This window comes from Coriobacteriia bacterium, assembly GCA_034370385.1.
Classification (GTDB): Bacteria; Actinomycetota; Coriobacteriia; order Anaerosomatales; family PHET01; genus JAXMKZ01.
The window spans coordinates 35,180-48,480 of the sequence record JAXMKZ010000016.1; the positions used below are offsets into that span (position 1 = coordinate 35,180).

The 13,301-nt window shown below is 65.2% G+C and carries 18 protein-coding genes; 4 read left to right on the plus strand and 14 right to left on the minus strand.

The annotated features are described in order from the left end of the window. Positions 1-40 precede the first annotated feature (40 nt). Together yajC and tgt are read right to left on the minus strand one after the other, a co-directional pair. Complete coding sequence (gene yajC, locus U1E26_04315) at positions 41-424, minus strand: preprotein translocase subunit YajC (protein MDZ4168865.1); 384 nt, start codon at positions 422-424, stop codon at positions 41-43. A 144-nt stretch (positions 425-568) separates the two neighbouring features. Further along, positions 569-1,690, minus strand: a complete 1,122-nt coding sequence (gene tgt / locus U1E26_04320) for a tRNA guanosine(34) transglycosylase Tgt (protein MDZ4168866.1) — start codon at positions 1,688-1,690, stop codon at positions 569-571. Between the two features lie 90 nt (positions 1,691-1,780). Here tgt and U1E26_04325 point away from each other — a divergent pair, with 90 nt between their 5' ends. Both U1E26_04325 and U1E26_04330 read left to right on the plus strand, forming a co-directional pair. Further along, positions 1,781-2,329, plus strand: coding sequence for an RNA polymerase sigma factor (locus tag U1E26_04325; GenBank protein MDZ4168867.1), 549 nt, complete (start codon positions 1,781-1,783; stop codon positions 2,327-2,329). Beyond that, the gene (locus tag U1E26_04330) at positions 2,326-3,366 is read left to right on the plus strand and encodes a hypothetical protein (GenBank protein MDZ4168868.1); all 1,041 of its coding nucleotides are present in this window, start codon (positions 2,326-2,328) and stop codon (positions 3,364-3,366) included. Before U1E26_04325 ends, U1E26_04330 begins: the two co-directional genes overlap by 4 nt. An 11-nt stretch (positions 3,367-3,377) precedes the next feature. On the opposite strand, the gene queA is transcribed toward U1E26_04330, so the two are convergent. Continuing rightward, entirely contained in the window at positions 3,378-4,409 is a 1,032-nt protein-coding gene (gene queA, locus U1E26_04335; GenBank protein ID MDZ4168869.1) for a tRNA preQ1(34) S-adenosylmethionine ribosyltransferase-isomerase QueA, read from the minus strand. A gap of 93 nt (positions 4,410-4,502) precedes the next feature. Between queA and U1E26_04340 the strand changes: the two genes are divergently transcribed. Then, positions 4,503-5,294, plus strand: coding sequence for a CehA/McbA family metallohydrolase (locus tag U1E26_04340; GenBank protein MDZ4168870.1), 792 nt, complete (start codon positions 4,503-4,505; stop codon positions 5,292-5,294). Here the strand turns inward: U1E26_04340 and U1E26_04345 are convergent. From U1E26_04345 to U1E26_04365, 5 genes are read right to left on the minus strand one after another with little or no spacing between them, the layout of a single operon-like run. After that, positions 5,291-5,905 (minus strand): epoxyqueuosine reductase QueH, encoded by a 615-nt coding sequence (locus U1E26_04345; protein MDZ4168871.1) that lies wholly within the window; start codon positions 5,903-5,905, stop codon positions 5,291-5,293. The genes U1E26_04340 and U1E26_04345 overlap by 4 nt on opposite strands. After that, the gene (locus U1E26_04350) at positions 5,902-6,636 is read right to left on the minus strand and encodes a hypothetical protein (GenBank protein ID MDZ4168872.1); all 735 of its coding nucleotides are present in this window, start codon (positions 6,634-6,636) and stop codon (positions 5,902-5,904) included. The genes U1E26_04345 and U1E26_04350 overlap by 4 nt, the downstream gene beginning before the upstream one ends. After that, the gene (gene folD, locus U1E26_04355; GenBank protein MDZ4168873.1) at positions 6,633-7,493 is read right to left on the minus strand and encodes a bifunctional methylenetetrahydrofolate dehydrogenase/methenyltetrahydrofolate cyclohydrolase FolD; all 861 of its coding nucleotides are present in this window, start codon (positions 7,491-7,493) and stop codon (positions 6,633-6,635) included. The genes U1E26_04350 and folD overlap by 4 nt, the downstream gene beginning before the upstream one ends. A gap of 19 nt (positions 7,494-7,512) precedes the next feature. Continuing rightward, positions 7,513-7,686: a formate--tetrahydrofolate ligase gene (locus U1E26_04360; GenBank protein MDZ4168874.1), complete on the minus strand. Its 174-nt coding sequence runs from the start codon at positions 7,684-7,686 to the stop codon at positions 7,513-7,515. Position 7,687: 1 nt separating this feature from the next. Beyond that, on the minus strand, positions 7,688-8,284 hold the full coding sequence (locus U1E26_04365; GenBank protein ID MDZ4168875.1) for an isochorismatase family protein: 597 nt from the start codon (positions 8,282-8,284) through the stop codon (positions 7,688-7,690). Positions 8,285-8,432: 148 nt separating this feature from the next. Between U1E26_04365 and U1E26_04370 the strand changes: the two genes are divergently transcribed. After that, the gene (locus U1E26_04370; GenBank protein MDZ4168876.1) at positions 8,433-8,783 is read left to right on the plus strand and encodes a desulfoferrodoxin family protein; all 351 of its coding nucleotides are present in this window, start codon (positions 8,433-8,435) and stop codon (positions 8,781-8,783) included. Between the two features lie 72 nt (positions 8,784-8,855). Here U1E26_04370 and U1E26_04375 read toward each other — a convergent pair whose 3' ends face one another. The 6 genes from U1E26_04375 to ruvC form a co-directional block, all read right to left on the minus strand. Then, the gene (locus U1E26_04375; GenBank protein MDZ4168877.1) at positions 8,856-9,212 is read right to left on the minus strand and encodes a hypothetical protein; all 357 of its coding nucleotides are present in this window, start codon (positions 9,210-9,212) and stop codon (positions 8,856-8,858) included. A gap of 19 nt (positions 9,213-9,231) precedes the next feature. After that, a complete protein-coding gene (locus U1E26_04380) occupies positions 9,232-10,356 on the minus strand; it encodes a hypothetical protein (protein ID MDZ4168878.1) in 1,125 nt (374 codons plus the stop codon). Between the two features lie 170 nt (positions 10,357-10,526). After that, positions 10,527-10,730 (minus strand): cold-shock protein, encoded by a 204-nt coding sequence (locus U1E26_04385; GenBank protein ID MDZ4168879.1) that lies wholly within the window; start codon positions 10,728-10,730, stop codon positions 10,527-10,529. 157 nt (positions 10,731-10,887) lie between these two features. Then, complete coding sequence (ruvB, locus tag U1E26_04390) at positions 10,888-11,955, minus strand: Holliday junction branch migration DNA helicase RuvB (protein ID MDZ4168880.1); 1,068 nt, start codon at positions 11,953-11,955, stop codon at positions 10,888-10,890. Positions 11,956-11,986: 31 nt separating this feature from the next. Then, the gene (gene ruvA, locus U1E26_04395) at positions 11,987-12,574 is read right to left on the minus strand and encodes a Holliday junction branch migration protein RuvA (protein MDZ4168881.1); all 588 of its coding nucleotides are present in this window, start codon (positions 12,572-12,574) and stop codon (positions 11,987-11,989) included. Then, complete coding sequence (gene ruvC, locus U1E26_04400; GenBank protein ID MDZ4168882.1) at positions 12,571-13,080, minus strand: crossover junction endodeoxyribonuclease RuvC; 510 nt, start codon at positions 13,078-13,080, stop codon at positions 12,571-12,573. Before ruvC ends, ruvA begins: the two co-directional genes overlap by 4 nt. Positions 13,081-13,301: the final 221 nt, after the last annotated feature.

The following is a 13,301-nucleotide window of genomic DNA, read 5'->3' on the forward strand; positions in this document are numbered from 1 at the left end:
GTACTTGCGCGTATCCTGAGCCCCATCCGGGGCGTGGTTCCTAGTGGTCAGCTGCGGGCGCGTCGGCGGACGTGTCAGACGGGGCTTCTTCGGCGAGTTGAGCCGGCGCCTCGTCGGCATCGTGCTCACCGGTCGTCGCGTCGTCACCGGTCGACGAGCCAGTTTCGTCTTCCGACAGCACTCGTCCAACCGCCTGACGTGCGATTTCGAGCTCAGTGCCATCGACGACGCGTACTCGAAGCCTCTCGCCGGTCTCTACCACGATGGCGTAGATGCCGCCGATCGTCACGATCTCGTCGCCCACGGACAACGCATCAAGCATCTGGCGCTGCTGCTTGGCCCTCTTCTGCTGCGGTCGCAAGACGAGCAGGTAGAACACGGCGACCATCCCGATGATGAACAGCAGTTGGCTGTTTTGTCCCATGTTCGCCGGGCCTTTCCATCTCGATTACAGCCGCATACCGACCGCGCCCATCGGGCACAGTCGGCGTCCCATAATACCCGCCCCTCACGCGATGCGGAAGAAGCTCTTTCGGCGACCTGACGCGATTCGCTCCGCGACCACGCGTCAGAAGTCGTCGGCGGCGGGCGAATCCCTCCACCGGGCGAGGAACTCCCCGTACTCGCCCTGCACGATCGATGCTCGTGCCCGCCTCGTCAGCTCGATCAGGTAGTGAAGGTTGTGGATGCTGAGCAGAGTGGACCCGAGCATCTCTTTGGTGTTGACCAGATGCCGCAGGTACGCCCTCGTGTACTTCGAGCACGTGGAGCAGGAGCACTCCGCGTCGAGCGGGCCGAAGTCACGCGTGAAGCGCGCATTGCGCATGTTGAGCCTGCCCTCGCTTGAGAAGGCCGTCCCAAGCCGCGCAGTGCGGGTCGGAAGCACGCAGTCGAACAGGTCGACCCCCAGACCGATCGCCTCGAGCATGGTGGTCGGATTGCCGACGCCCATGAGGTATCGGGGCCGGTCGGCGGGCAAGGCGTCGCAGACGGGTGCGAGCGACTCCAGCATCAGATCGTGTGGCTCCCCGACTGAGTAGCCTCCGATGCCGTAACCGGGGAAACCGATCTCGGCGAGCATCTCGACGCTGCGGAGCCGCAAGTCCGTGTGCACGCCGCCCTGAACGATACCGAAAAGGGCCTGATCCTCACGCGCGTGCGCGGAGCGGCACCGCTGCGCCCATGCCGCGCTTCGCATGACAGCCGTCTCAACGAGCTCACGCTCAGCCGGATACGGCGGGCACTGGTCGAGCTGCATGATGATGTCGGCGCCGAGGTTCTGCTGAATCCGCATGTTGTCTTCCGGCGTCCAAGAGTGCCACGAGCCATCGACGATGGATCGAAAACGCACGCCCTCATCGGTGAGCTTCAGTGTGTCGGCCAGACTGAATATCTGAAAGCCCCCCGAATCCGTGAGAATCGGACGCTCCCAGTTCATGAACGAGTGCAGCCCACCGGCTTCAGCGATGAGCTCGTCGCCCGGCCGCAGAAAGAGGTGGTACGTATTGGCGAGAACGACGTGCGCCCCCACGGCTTCGAGCTGATCCGGGGTGACACCCTTCACGCTCGCCCGCGTGCCGACCGGCATGAAGAGCGGAGTGGGTATCTCGCCGTGCGCGGTCGCGAAACTGCCCGCGCGTGCTGCGGTGCTCGTATCACGCGCGATGAGTTCGAGATCGAAGATGGCCATGGCGGCGATTGTACACGCGGGGCCGATCGTTCGCGCTAGACTTGAGTATGCGAGAACCATCCTGCAGCACGAGGCGTCCAATGGAGCGAAATGGACCACGATCACGCCGAGGATGCCCCACTGGTCGCGGCGGCACGTAGCGGCGACCTCGACGCATTCGAGACGCTGGTGAAGCGTCATACGCGGGCCGTCTACGCGCATGCGCTGCGCTTCTTCGGCGACCCGACGTCTGCAGATGACGTCACGCAGGAGGTGTTCATCAAGGTGTACCGATCGCTCGCCACGTTCGACGAGCGCTCTCGCTTCTCGACCTGGCTGTACCGGGTGACCCGCAACGCATGTCTCGACGAAGTGCGTGCTGGGCGGCGCAGGCCGGTACCGGTGGACCCCTTCGACGCGCCCGCTGTCGATGGCGGCTTTGAAGACAAGGTGGTTCTGAGCGCGGCGGTGGAACACGCGATGCGCAGTCTTGCGCCCGAGGACCGTGATGCACTCTCGGCTGTCGCCCTCTTCGAGCTGAGCTACGCCGAAGCGGCTGAGTCGCTCGGCGTGCCGGTCGGCACCGTCAAATCGCGGGTCTTTCGCGCGCGCAAGTCCCTTGCCGCAACACTCGAACTCACGCGGGGAGGTAGCGCATGATGGAGTGTTTGGAGGCCCAGCAGATCGTGTCCGAGGCGCTGGATTCTGAGTGGACCGACACCGGATCACTCGAACGCGCCAAGGACCACTGCCGCGGCTGCTTGGAATGCGCCGCCTACGTGCGGGCTCTCGTGGAGGTCAGAAGCGCGCCCACGCCTGAGCCGCCCGCGGACCTCGCCGACCGGATCATGACCACCGTGCGCCTGCAAGCCGCCCGCGCCGATCTGCCCGCGGACGTGGTGCCGTTTCCCGCGGGGCTCCCCGACCGGACCCCCGCTTCTGACGGTGCGGCGCTCTGGGCGCGACTGTCCGACCCGCGTCACCGCAAAGCGGTCGTCGCTTGGACGACAGCGGCAGCGATGATCTTCGTCGCCGCCGGGTTCGGCGCCGTCGCCGGCATGCGGAGCATCATGGCTGAGCCCTCTACCGACGGCATCACGGTTCTCGAGTCCACCTACGATGCCGGATACGACGACCAGAAGGATCAGTCTGCGGCAGGAACCGCTGCGACCTCACCCACTGCCGACGCCGTCCCAGGCGTGCCGCAGGCCGTTGGATCCGTCAGCACGGGATTCATCGTGGTGGACGGTGTGGTCTATCGGTCGACCGGCGTCGACTCCTCGGTGACACGCGGCTCGCTGACTCAGCAGGGCTCCGCGCGCACGGCACTCGACACCGGCAGGTCCGCCACGAGCCGCACGCTCTTCGGAGCAGGCGAACCCTCGCGACTCTTCATCCAGCTGGAAGATCAGTCGATGCTTGGATTCGATCGGGTCACGACCACGTTCCAGGGGCGGACGTATGTCCTGCGCAGCGGTCCCATCACGGCTTTCGGTGAGCGCGTGACACTCCCCAGCGGCATAACCGAACCCTCATCGTCCGATGGCAGCCCGACCTTCAAGCTCTTCGACGAGGAGATACAGCCCCCCGTGTACGTTCGCACGGCGGGCTCTGCAACCGAAGGCATAGCGCTACCCCCGAACACACAGCCCGATCTGGGCGACGCCTGGACCTGGTGGACGCCCGCCACTGAGTAGGGCCGACCTCGTCAGACGATAAGCATCGCATCGCCGAAGCTCAAGAACCGGTACCGCCGCTCGATCGCTTCTGCGTAGGACCGCATCAGAAGCTCACGCCCGGCGAAGGCGCTCACCATCATGAGCAACGTGGATCGCGGCACGTGGAAGTTCGTCACGATCGCATCGGTGGCATGGAACCGATAGCCCGGCATGATGAAGAGGCTGGTTGACCCATCCACCGCACTCGTCACCGAGTTCTCGGTCGTGGCGCTCTCAAGCGCGCGGACACTCGTCGTCCCCACCGCGATGATGCGCCCGCCTCGCGAGCGCGCCCTCTCGACGGCCGCTGCCGTCTCTACCGAGACCCGGTAGTGCTCCGAGTGGATCTGATGGTCGCGCGGGTCCTCCTCGACCACCGGTCGGAAGGTGTCAAGCCCTACATCGAGCTCGACCGTGGCAATCTCGGCGCCTGCCTCACGACACCGCTCGAGAAGAGCGGGCGTGAAGTGAAGGCCGGCCGTGGGCGCCGCTGCGCTTCGTTCACCCCGAGCGAATACCGTCTGGTACGACTCGGGGTCCGCGAGCGGCTTCGTTATGTAGGGAGGTAGCGGCATCTCGCCGATCTCATGGACTATGTCGAGCATCGCCGCGCCATCGGTGCGGAACTGCACGAGGCGCCCTCCCCTGTCATCGATCACGTCGACGACGAGTCCGGTCATCCTGCCGTCGGCGAACAGAAGACGGACCCCGGGCTGCACCTTTCTCCCTGGCTTGACCAAGCACTCCCAAGCGCCCTCGTAGCGCTCACGGAGCAGCAGCACCTCTATCGACGCGCCGGTCTCGTCTTTGACTCCGTTCAGGCGGGCGGGCAACACGCGCGTCTCATTGACCACCAGCAGGTCGTCGGGCACCAGGTACTCCGGCAGGTCGCTGAAGACCCGGTGATCCATCTGGCCACTGCCGCGGTCGACGACAAGCAGCCGACAGGAATCGCGCGGCTCGGAGGGACGCTGGGCGATGAGCCCACTCGGCAACTCGTAGTCGAAGTCCTCAGTGTGCACGCTGCTCCACCTCACGTACGGCGACGAATCCCCCCGAGTGTAGCGCACGACCCTGCCCGAAGGACCCCGCCGAGATGCTACGATACGCGGCGAATGAAGCGCCCCAAGTCCTCAGCCGATCTGCACGTCCACACGACCGCCTCCGATGGGACGGCCGGTCCTCGTGACGTGCTTGAATGGGCGTCGGAAGCCACGGACCTGTCGGTCATTGCGATCTGCGACCACAACACCAACGAAGGCGCCCTCGAGGCCGCGTCGCTCGCGCACGACTACCGCGTCGACGTGATCGTCGGTCAAGAGGTCGAGAGTTCGGACGGACATATCCTCGGGCTGTTCACTCCCACGAACGTACGCCCGGGAATGGACGCGCTCTCGACCATCGCGGCCATCCATGCCCAGGGTGGGCTCGCAATCGCCGCACACCCCTTTGCACCGAAGTGGTGGCACAAGCACGGTCTGTGCAGGGGCGAGCGCGAGGTCTACGAAACGGCGCCGTTCGATGGAATCGAAGTGGCCAACTCCACTCCGATGCTTATGCTTGCCAACTTCCACGCCCGGCGTTTCTGGCGCGAGCATCGCGGCCGGCTTGCTGCCACCGGGGGCAGCGATGCCCACATGCTCACCGTGGTCGGCACGAGCCGGACCTACTACCCCGGAGAGGGCGTGGACGATCTTCGGGCCGCGCTCGAGAATCGCACGACAACCGGGTGGGGCCCGAGCTTCCAGCCGCTTCGCATGGCGCGTTACGCGCGCAAGATCCCCGAGATACAGGCGCGGGATGCCGAGCGCAAGGCGCGCGAGCGTGCAGCCGGCATGGGCTGCGAGGAGTGTGGGGCTTGCGAGCCGGAAGTCCGCGAGAGACCCGTCGGCCCCGCTGCTCCCTAGCCCTCAGGGCATCGCCGCTGTGCTTCCTTCGTGCGTCGTCGGGCTTCTCGTTCCGCCTCCGCCTCGGCACGACTCGGGAGGCACCCGCAGTAGTTCTGCCGGTACATGCCCTCGGCGCGCGAGCGTCTCGTCGCGACCGGATAACGCTCCCGGTAGTCCCTCTCGATGAAGCCGATGCCCGCCTCCTGAGCTACCGCACGCCCCTCTTCGGCAATCGCTTCTGCGTCCTGGTACGGGCTGACACTCAGGGTCGTCGCCACCGCATCGACCCCATTGCGCGCCGCCCATTGCGCCACGAGCCCGAGCCGCACGCGATAGCACGCACGGCATCGCTCGGGCCGGGAAGCATCACCCGCCGCGTCACGCCACGTTTCGGGGCCCACATCGATCTCCACCGTCCGAATCCCGTGTGTGCGCGCGTAGCTTTCCAAGGTGTCCCGGCGCAGCACATACTCCTCGAGCGGCTGGATGTTGGGATTGGCGAATACGACGATCACCTCGTGACCCTCGCTCCGCAGCGCATCGAGCGGCTCAATCAGGCACGGGCCACAGCACGCATGGAGCGCGACCGTGTCGCGGGCTGACGACGACCGCAGGATTTCGCCGGTCATTCTTCGAGATGTGCCGGACGCGATCGCTGCCGCATGATGACGACGACCAGAACGACGACCGCCAATCCGAGCAGCACGAAGAGCCACGCAATGATCGTGTCGCCGCCCTCGCTTGAGGCCGTCGCGGGCGCCTTCCTGCGATACTCAAGCGTCACCGGAAGCGCTTCGCCTTCGTCAAGCGTCTGCGTCTCGAGCGCATACAGCGACTCGCCGATGTCGTTCATACTCGGCTTCCCGAACTGCTCAGGTGACGATTCTGAGAGCTCGGTCCCCGCCGGAAGCCTCACGGAGAAGAGCGTCTCACTGGCCGGCGCGCTCTGCACCCAGGGAAGTAGGACCTGCGTGGTGTCACCCTCGGTGACAAGCGACAGTGTCGACATATCGATCTGCGCTTCGCGTGTGGTGCTGATCTCGAACTCGGCGTACTGTCCCTTTGCGCCCATCTTCAGCACGAAGGGTCGAACGACGTCTGATTCCGGATTGACTCCCGAGATCTCACCCGCCCAGTCAACCTTCAACCCCTCGGGCACCGGAATGCGCACCGTTGCGGGCAGCGGCGTCCGATCCGGCACGGTCAGCGATGCGATCACGACGGCACCGCCGGGCACCTCCTCGGGCCACACCTGGACCTGCATCGCACCGGTGGCAAGCGGTGCGGCGGCAAGAGCACCCTGCGCTGCCAGCAGCACCCAGCCGATGCACAGGACGGCTGCCCAGACACCGCGCCTCATGAGGACACCTCCACCGAGGCGACCTTGGCGGCGGCCTGCGCCGTGTTCATCACAAGCATCGCCCTCGTCATCGGACCCACACCGCCGGGTACCGGAGTGATGGCAGAGGCCACCGCAGAGACGTCCGCGTAGTCGACGTCGCCCACGAGCCCGGCTTGCGTACGGTTGATGCCGACGTCGATGACCACGGCTCCCTCCTTCACATACTCAGCGGTGACCATTCCGGCTCGACCGACAGCGGCCACGAGGATGTCGGCTTCGCGACACACAGCAGGCAGATCGGCCGTACGGCTGTGACAGATGGTCACGGTGGCGTTTCGCTCAAGCAGCATCAGCGCCTGGGGCTTGCCGACGATGGCGGAGCGACCAATCACCACCGCACGCTTGCCGGCCACGTCGATCCCGTAGTGGTCGAGCAGCGCCATCACGCCCCACGGCGTACAGGCCCGCGGGCCGGGCAGCCCTCGCACCAGGCGTCCAAGGTTCTCAGGATGCAGTCCGTCTACGTCCTTCTCGGCCGAGACGCGTGCCAGCACAGCTTCTTCATCCAGATGTGAGGGCAGCGGCAGCTGGACGAGGATTCCGTGCACCATCGGATCGGCGTTGCACTCATCGATGAGTGCGATCAGCTCCTCCTGCGTCGTCTCAGCTGCCAGCCGATGATCGATTGATCTGATTCCGACGTCCGCGCAGTCCTGCTCCTTCATCCGGACGTAGCTGTGCGACGCGGGGTCATCGCCCACCAGTACGACCGCAAGTCCGGGCTCGACCCCCGCCTGCCGCACGCGATCGATGAGCCGTGCCGCGCGCGCCTTAGTTGCTTCGGCCACCAGGCGCCCATCTATGGTCGTCGTCACTGTCACAGTCCCTTCGTCTCTAGAAGAGCCGGCGAATCGTACCGTCGTGCTCGATATCGATCCTCTCGCCTGCGGGTCGTGCCGGCAGACCGGGTAAGGTCATGATGTCGCCACACCGTGCGTAAAGGAACCCGAGCGCCTTCGCATGATCCGAATCGGAGACGGACAGTTTATCACTCGCCTGAGCAACCACTTCAGCGCGACGCGTCTGCGGCCTTGACCGCGGACAGCAGCGACTTGAACTCCGGAGTACCAGCCACGCCTACCAACTCGTAGCCAAGGGACTCAGCCAGGGTGATGACCGCACCCGCGCGCCCGAGCCGCTCCATCGACGTAGCGTGAGCGTAGAGATCCCGGCTGCAGCATGCATCTGCGACGACGTGCACGTCGTAGCCCTCGCGGATCCCCGAGAGCGCGGTCTGGGTGACGCAGATGTGTGACTCCATGCCGACAAGTACCAGTTGGCGACGCCCGGCACCACCGACCGCCTCGGCGAAGTGCGGTTCTGCGAAGCAGTCAAAGCTCATCTTGTCGACACGCGTCACCGACGCTCCCGCCGATTCGATCTCCTTTTGAACCCCGTCGATCTCAACCACGAGGTCGCCGAGGCCTTGCGGGTACTGTCTGGTCACGACGATCGGAACCCCGACGATTCCTGCGGCTCGCATGACGAGACCGGAGGACGCGACGACCTCTTCTCGGCGCTGCATCACCGTGGCGAGCCGATCCTGGATGTCGATGACGATCACCATGGCCTGATCACGGTCGGCCACGCTCATGGGGGGTATCACGGGTGTGCGCCTCCTGCCCAAGATCGACGACCGCTGCGCGAGGAGCGATCAAGTGGACTGATTGTATCCCTGTCCGACGAGGGGTAAGAACTCCCTAGCCGGCGAGCGGCCGGCAGCAATCCGCGAAAGACACCGATAAGGAGCAGACATGAGTGACGCACCCGTCCTCGCCGGCCTCAACAAGGTCGACGACATCGATTCAGCCGGTGACTACGAGAAGAAACACACCCCGTTCATCGAGTGCACGCGTGACGGCGACTCGGTACACGTCCGCGTGAAGGTGGGCCACTACGTCGGCCACCCCAACATGCCCGACCACTTCATCGAGTGGATTGCGGTTCACGCCGCTGGCGTGCCTGTTGCACGGTTCGACCTGTCCGCAGTCGTGATGGACCCCGAGGTGTCGTGCGTGCTGCACGTCGATCCCGGGACGCATGTGGCCGCGATGGAGAGCTGCAACCTGCACGGCGTGTGGGTAGCCGAGACGGTGGCACCCTGACACTCAGGGTCATCCCGAAGGGCCTGACTTCCACCACAACCACTGACGCCCCTCACCGCAACGCGGGGGGCGTCAGTTGGCGCGACCGGGGTCGAGTAGCGCCTGCACCGCCTCGGCCTGCGAGCGCCTGAGAGACGCCTCCATCAGTTCGGCCTGCCCCTCGAGGATCTCAGCCTCGGCATGGAGCGCCTCGGCCAGCAGGGCGATGACTCGGTCATCGGTGACGTTGAGCTCGATCAGGGCCGCCAGCGACTCGGGGGCAAGCCGACGGGCCACGGCAGGGTCGACAGCGAGCGCGAGGACGACCGCCTGATCGATGAGCTCGAGTGACTCTTCGCTGTCGCGGACGCCGACACGCGACAGCGCCTGCCGGATGAGCGAACCCATCTGTTCGATCAGACGCAAGATGTAGTCAGACTGATACTGCACGTCGTGCCTCTCTGCTGACCTACTCGAGCTTCGCCGCTGCGATTCCCTCGGTGCCAAGCACCTCTCGAAGCCGATCGTAGCGCCGCCGCTCGGCCTTCTCGATACGAGGAGTACCGCTCGTGCCCACATAGAATATCCCGTCGTAGCTCGAATCGCCCTCGACGGTGGCGTTGGACGTCCTGCTCGCCTTCGACAGCGCGGTGAGCATCGGTGACGGATCCTTGAGCAGCAGCATTCCCTCGGCGTCGGCCTTCTCGTAGGCGGTTCGATGCAGAACGCGGCCCCAGAGCGTCACTATCCACGCAGCCGTCAGCACGGCCACGTAGGTGATCGCCGCCACGACGGCGAGGAACAGCACGATGCCGATGATGCCGAAGCATCCTCCGGCGTCAGCGTCGTCGAGGTCGATGCACCCCGTGCAACTCGTGTCGCCACACCCTGAGTTCACGCAGCCGGTGTCGACGCATCCTCCGTTCGCGCAACCGGCATCGGCGGCCGCGCCCGCAACGCCGCCCGCTGCCCGGTTGAACCCCCGGATCGCCTTGATCGGACCCATGAGTGCCGCCAGCGCCGTCCCGAACATGATGTCGCCGGCCAGAATACGCGCGGTGAGCGTCGCCACAACCGCACGCTGCTCGTCAGGCGACATCGCCGAGAGGAACCCCGGAGTCACCCCGATCAACGGCTTGGAGCGCGTGGTGCCCAGTGCGAGAGCGTTCACCCCGTCAGCCGGACCCTCAAGCAGCACGATGCGTGGCGGCTCGGCCAGCCCCGCGGCAAGCGCCATGTCGGCCACCGCCATCTCAAGCGCTGGCGCCTCGCCGGGAGCGAAGTCGCGCCCCTTGAATCGAGCACGAACCCAATCCTCAGCGTTTGACAGCTGGATCGCGGCAAGAAGCGCTCCGCTGGCAAGGAGAAGACCAAACGTCGAAGCGACGACGATGGCAAGCCGGGAGAAGTACACCTCGGTATCGCTGGCCAGCAGCGACAACAGCGTCCCGGGGACCACGATCATGGCAAACTCCAGCAACACCGCCGAGCCAAGGATGAACAGTACGACGAAGACCGCGATCTTAGTGCGATTCGCATCAACTCGCCGCCACAACGGTTCGATTCTGAGCCTTCGCGCTTCGTCGCCGGTCACGTGCCACCCCCTCACGATGGATTCTAGAGCATCAGCGGCCGGCCCACGTCAGACAGCATGCTCGCACGGCACGCCGACGAAACGGGGGACCCGACCCAACGATCAAGGGGCGGCCCCTTCGCGGGACCGCCCCTTGCACTCGTCAATCAAACGCCCTTGTAGCTCGAGGACTAGGATTTAGTAACGTTGCTCGCCTGATCCTTGCCGTTACGGCCCTGGGTGACGTCGAACTCAACGGCCTGACCCTCGTCGAGGGTCTTGAAGCCGTCGCCCTGGATCTCGCTGAAGTGGACGAAAAGATCCTCTCCGCCCTCACGCTCGATGAAGCCGTAGCCCTTGTCCGGGTTGAACCACTTGACGGTACCGGTAGCCATGCAAACCCTACTTTCCGCCCCCTGCTGGGGCAAAACATAGCGACGCGCTCCCCCGTGCTGTCAGGATCGCCAGCGCGAGTCGCACGCCGCAAACCTAAGGAACCGCTTTCGGCTCCGCCGAGATTATGGGCGAACATAACGGGGCTTGTCGAGTGACCTAGAACAGACCTTCTTGCTCGGGTGCGGATGCAGGCCGCGGGAGGCCCAGATGGTCGTAGGCGCGCGCCGTGGCCTGCCGTCCCTTAGGGGTCCTCACAATGAAGCCCAACTGAAGCAGATACGGTTCGTAGACGTCCTCGAGCGTCTCGGGGTCTTCTCCGGTGGCGCTCGCCAGCGTGCTCAACCCGACCGGCCGACCGGCGAACGTCTCAGCCAGTGTGGTGAGGATTCGCACATCCATCCAGTCAAGACCCATGTGGTCGACCTCGAAGAAACCGAGCGCCTCCGCTGCGATATCCTCGCTGATCACACCTGAGTGCCGTACCTGGGCGTAGTCACGAACGCGCTTGAGCAGACGGTTGGCCAGACGAGGGGTCCCTCTGCCTCTACGAGCGATCTCCGTGGCGCCCTCCGAGTCAATCTGGACGCCAAGAATGCCTGCAGACCGCTCGACGATGGCCTGCAGTTCATCGGTGCTGTAGTAGTCGAGTCGGAACGCCATGCCGAAGCGGTCGCGTAGCGGACCCGTCAGCAGGCCGGTCCGCGTTGTGGCTCCGATGAGAGTGAAACGCTGGAGTTCGAGCCTCAGTGAGCGCGCGGCGGGGCCCTTGCCGATGACGATGTCGAGTACGAAGTCCTCCATCGCAGGGTAGAGAATCTCCTCGACGACGCGATTCAATCGATGAATCTCGTCGATGAAGAGTACGTCGTCGGGCTCCAGGTTCGTCAGTATTGCGGCGAGGTCACCGGCCCGCTCTATCGCCGGACCACTCGTCGTCTTGAGCCGGACCCCGAGCTCCGATGCAATGACCCCGGCAAGCGTCGTCTTCCCTAGCCCGGGCGGTCCTGACAGCAGAATGTGGTCGAGAGGTTCATTGCGCTGCTTGGCAGCCTCGATCAGCACGGCGAGGTTGTCTTTGACCCGCGCCTGCCCGAGATACTCGGCCAGTCGCTTCGGCCTGAGCGAGCGTTCGATCTCCAGGTCTTCCTCGACCACGCTGGCAGAGACCAGGCGTTCGACCTCATCGGGATCGCCCGTACTGCCGGCCTCCCAAACCGTGCTCATCGCACTTCGCCCCCCGCGCCGCACGCCGTCATCACGCACTGCCCAGTCGAGTCAGTGCCGTGCGCACCAACGCGGCGGAGTCATCACCGCGGGCGCCCTTGAGCGCCACTGCGACCTCGGCTGCACTGAACCCCATCGCGAGCAACGCCTCTCGTGCGTCCGCTGCAGGAGCCGATCCAGCGCGAGGAGCGCCACCCGGCGACGTCGGCCCGCTCAGGGCGCCGAGCTTGTCTGCCAAGTCGAGAATGATGCGTTGAGCGGTCTTGCTGCCGATGCCCGGAACGCCGGATATGAGGGCGACGTCTTGGGTAGCGACCGCCTCGGCCAGGGCGTCGGGCGTGAGCGCGGAAAGCACAGCCAGCGCCACCTTCGGGCCGACGCCGGAGACGGTGAGTAGTGCGCCGAAAGCTTCACGCTCGTCCTCCGAACCGAAGCCGTACAGGGTGAGCTCATCCTCCCGGACATGAAGATGGGTGTGAACCGTCGCCGTGTCCCCCTCCGTCGGAAGTGCGGCAAGCGAGTTGGTGCTCATGTTCAACCTGAGTCCGACTCCGCCGACTTCGATGACGGCATACCCCGCCGCCCGCGCATGGACGCGTCCCGTGACGAAGGAGATCATGCGCCCACCGCTTCTGCGGTCGCGATACCCCACCCGTGAAGCCGGGCATGAGTGAGCGCGGCCGCCAGCGCGTCAGCGGCATGATCGGGCTTCGGGTCGTGGTCGAGTCCGAGCGCCGCGCGCACCATGTAGGTGACCTGGCGCTTGTCAGCCGTGCCCGTGCCGACCACGACGCTCTTGATCTGGACAGGCGAGTACTCGGCGAGCGTGATGTCGTGGCCCGCCAACGCGAGCAGCGCCACACCTCTGGCCTGCCCCGTGGCGAAAGCGCTCTTCGCATTCGTGCCGAAGAAGATGCTCTCGATGGCGCACGCGTCGGGCCTGAATCGCCCGACCACGGCACGCACTTCATCGTGAATGAGTGTCAGGCGCGCGGGGAGCTCTTGGCTCGCGGCGGTCTTGATGCAGCCGTAGGCGAGCGGCTCACAGCGCGGACCCTCGACTCGCACGACACCCCAGCCGGTGTTGGCAAGACCCGGGTCGATGCCGAGGACTATCAGGGTCATCCCTCCCGCGTCTCGTGCGCGACGGCGCTCCAATCGAACATATGTTCAGGGTAGCGCACAGGGGTGACACCGTAAAGCGACCGAGTTGCCTCACCTAAAATGTCGTCCAAATTGATTCGTTGCCTCACATAAGAATGTCGTCGAAGCGTAGCGTCGGTCTCGTCGGGTCATTCGACGACGAGGAGGCGCGACAAAGGTGCCTTTGACGATGGCTGAGAAGC

What these genes read in the sequence shown, in the direction of transcription:
- ruvA (MDZ4168881.1), bottom strand. Translation starts at nt 12,574, where the DNA reads ATGATCTCCTTCGTCACGGGACGCGTCCATGCGCGGGCGGCGGGGTAT.
- U1E26_04385 (MDZ4168879.1), bottom strand. Translation starts at nt 10,730, where the DNA reads ATGGCTACCGGTACCGTCAAGTGGTTCAACCCGGACAAGGGCTACGGC.
- yajC (MDZ4168865.1), bottom strand. Translation starts at nt 424, where the DNA reads ATGGGACAAAACAGCCAACTGCTGTTCATCATCGGGATGGTCGCCGTG.
- U1E26_04330 (MDZ4168868.1), top strand. Translation starts at nt 2,326, where the DNA reads ATGATGGAGTGTTTGGAGGCCCAGCAGATCGTGTCCGAGGCGCTGGAT.
- U1E26_04345 (MDZ4168871.1), bottom strand. Translation starts at nt 5,905, where the DNA reads ATGACCGGCGAAATCCTGCGGTCGTCGTCAGCCCGCGACACGGTCGCG.
- ruvC (MDZ4168882.1), bottom strand. Translation starts at nt 13,080, where the DNA reads ATGACCCTGATAGTCCTCGGCATCGACCCGGGTCTTGCCAACACCGGC.
- U1E26_04370 (MDZ4168876.1), top strand. Translation starts at nt 8,433, where the DNA reads ATGAGTGACGCACCCGTCCTCGCCGGCCTCAACAAGGTCGACGACATC.
- tgt (MDZ4168866.1), bottom strand. Translation starts at nt 1,690, where the DNA reads ATGGCCATCTTCGATCTCGAACTCATCGCGCGTGATACGAGCACCGCA.
- U1E26_04350 (MDZ4168872.1), bottom strand. Translation starts at nt 6,636, where the DNA reads ATGAGGCGCGGTGTCTGGGCAGCCGTCCTGTGCATCGGCTGGGTGCTG.
- ruvB (MDZ4168880.1), bottom strand. Translation starts at nt 11,955, where the DNA reads ATGAGCACGGTTTGGGAGGCCGGCAGTACGGGCGATCCCGATGAGGTC.
- U1E26_04340 (MDZ4168870.1), top strand. Translation starts at nt 4,503, where the DNA reads ATGAAGCGCCCCAAGTCCTCAGCCGATCTGCACGTCCACACGACCGCC.
- U1E26_04325 (MDZ4168867.1), top strand. Translation starts at nt 1,781, where the DNA reads ATGGACCACGATCACGCCGAGGATGCCCCACTGGTCGCGGCGGCACGT.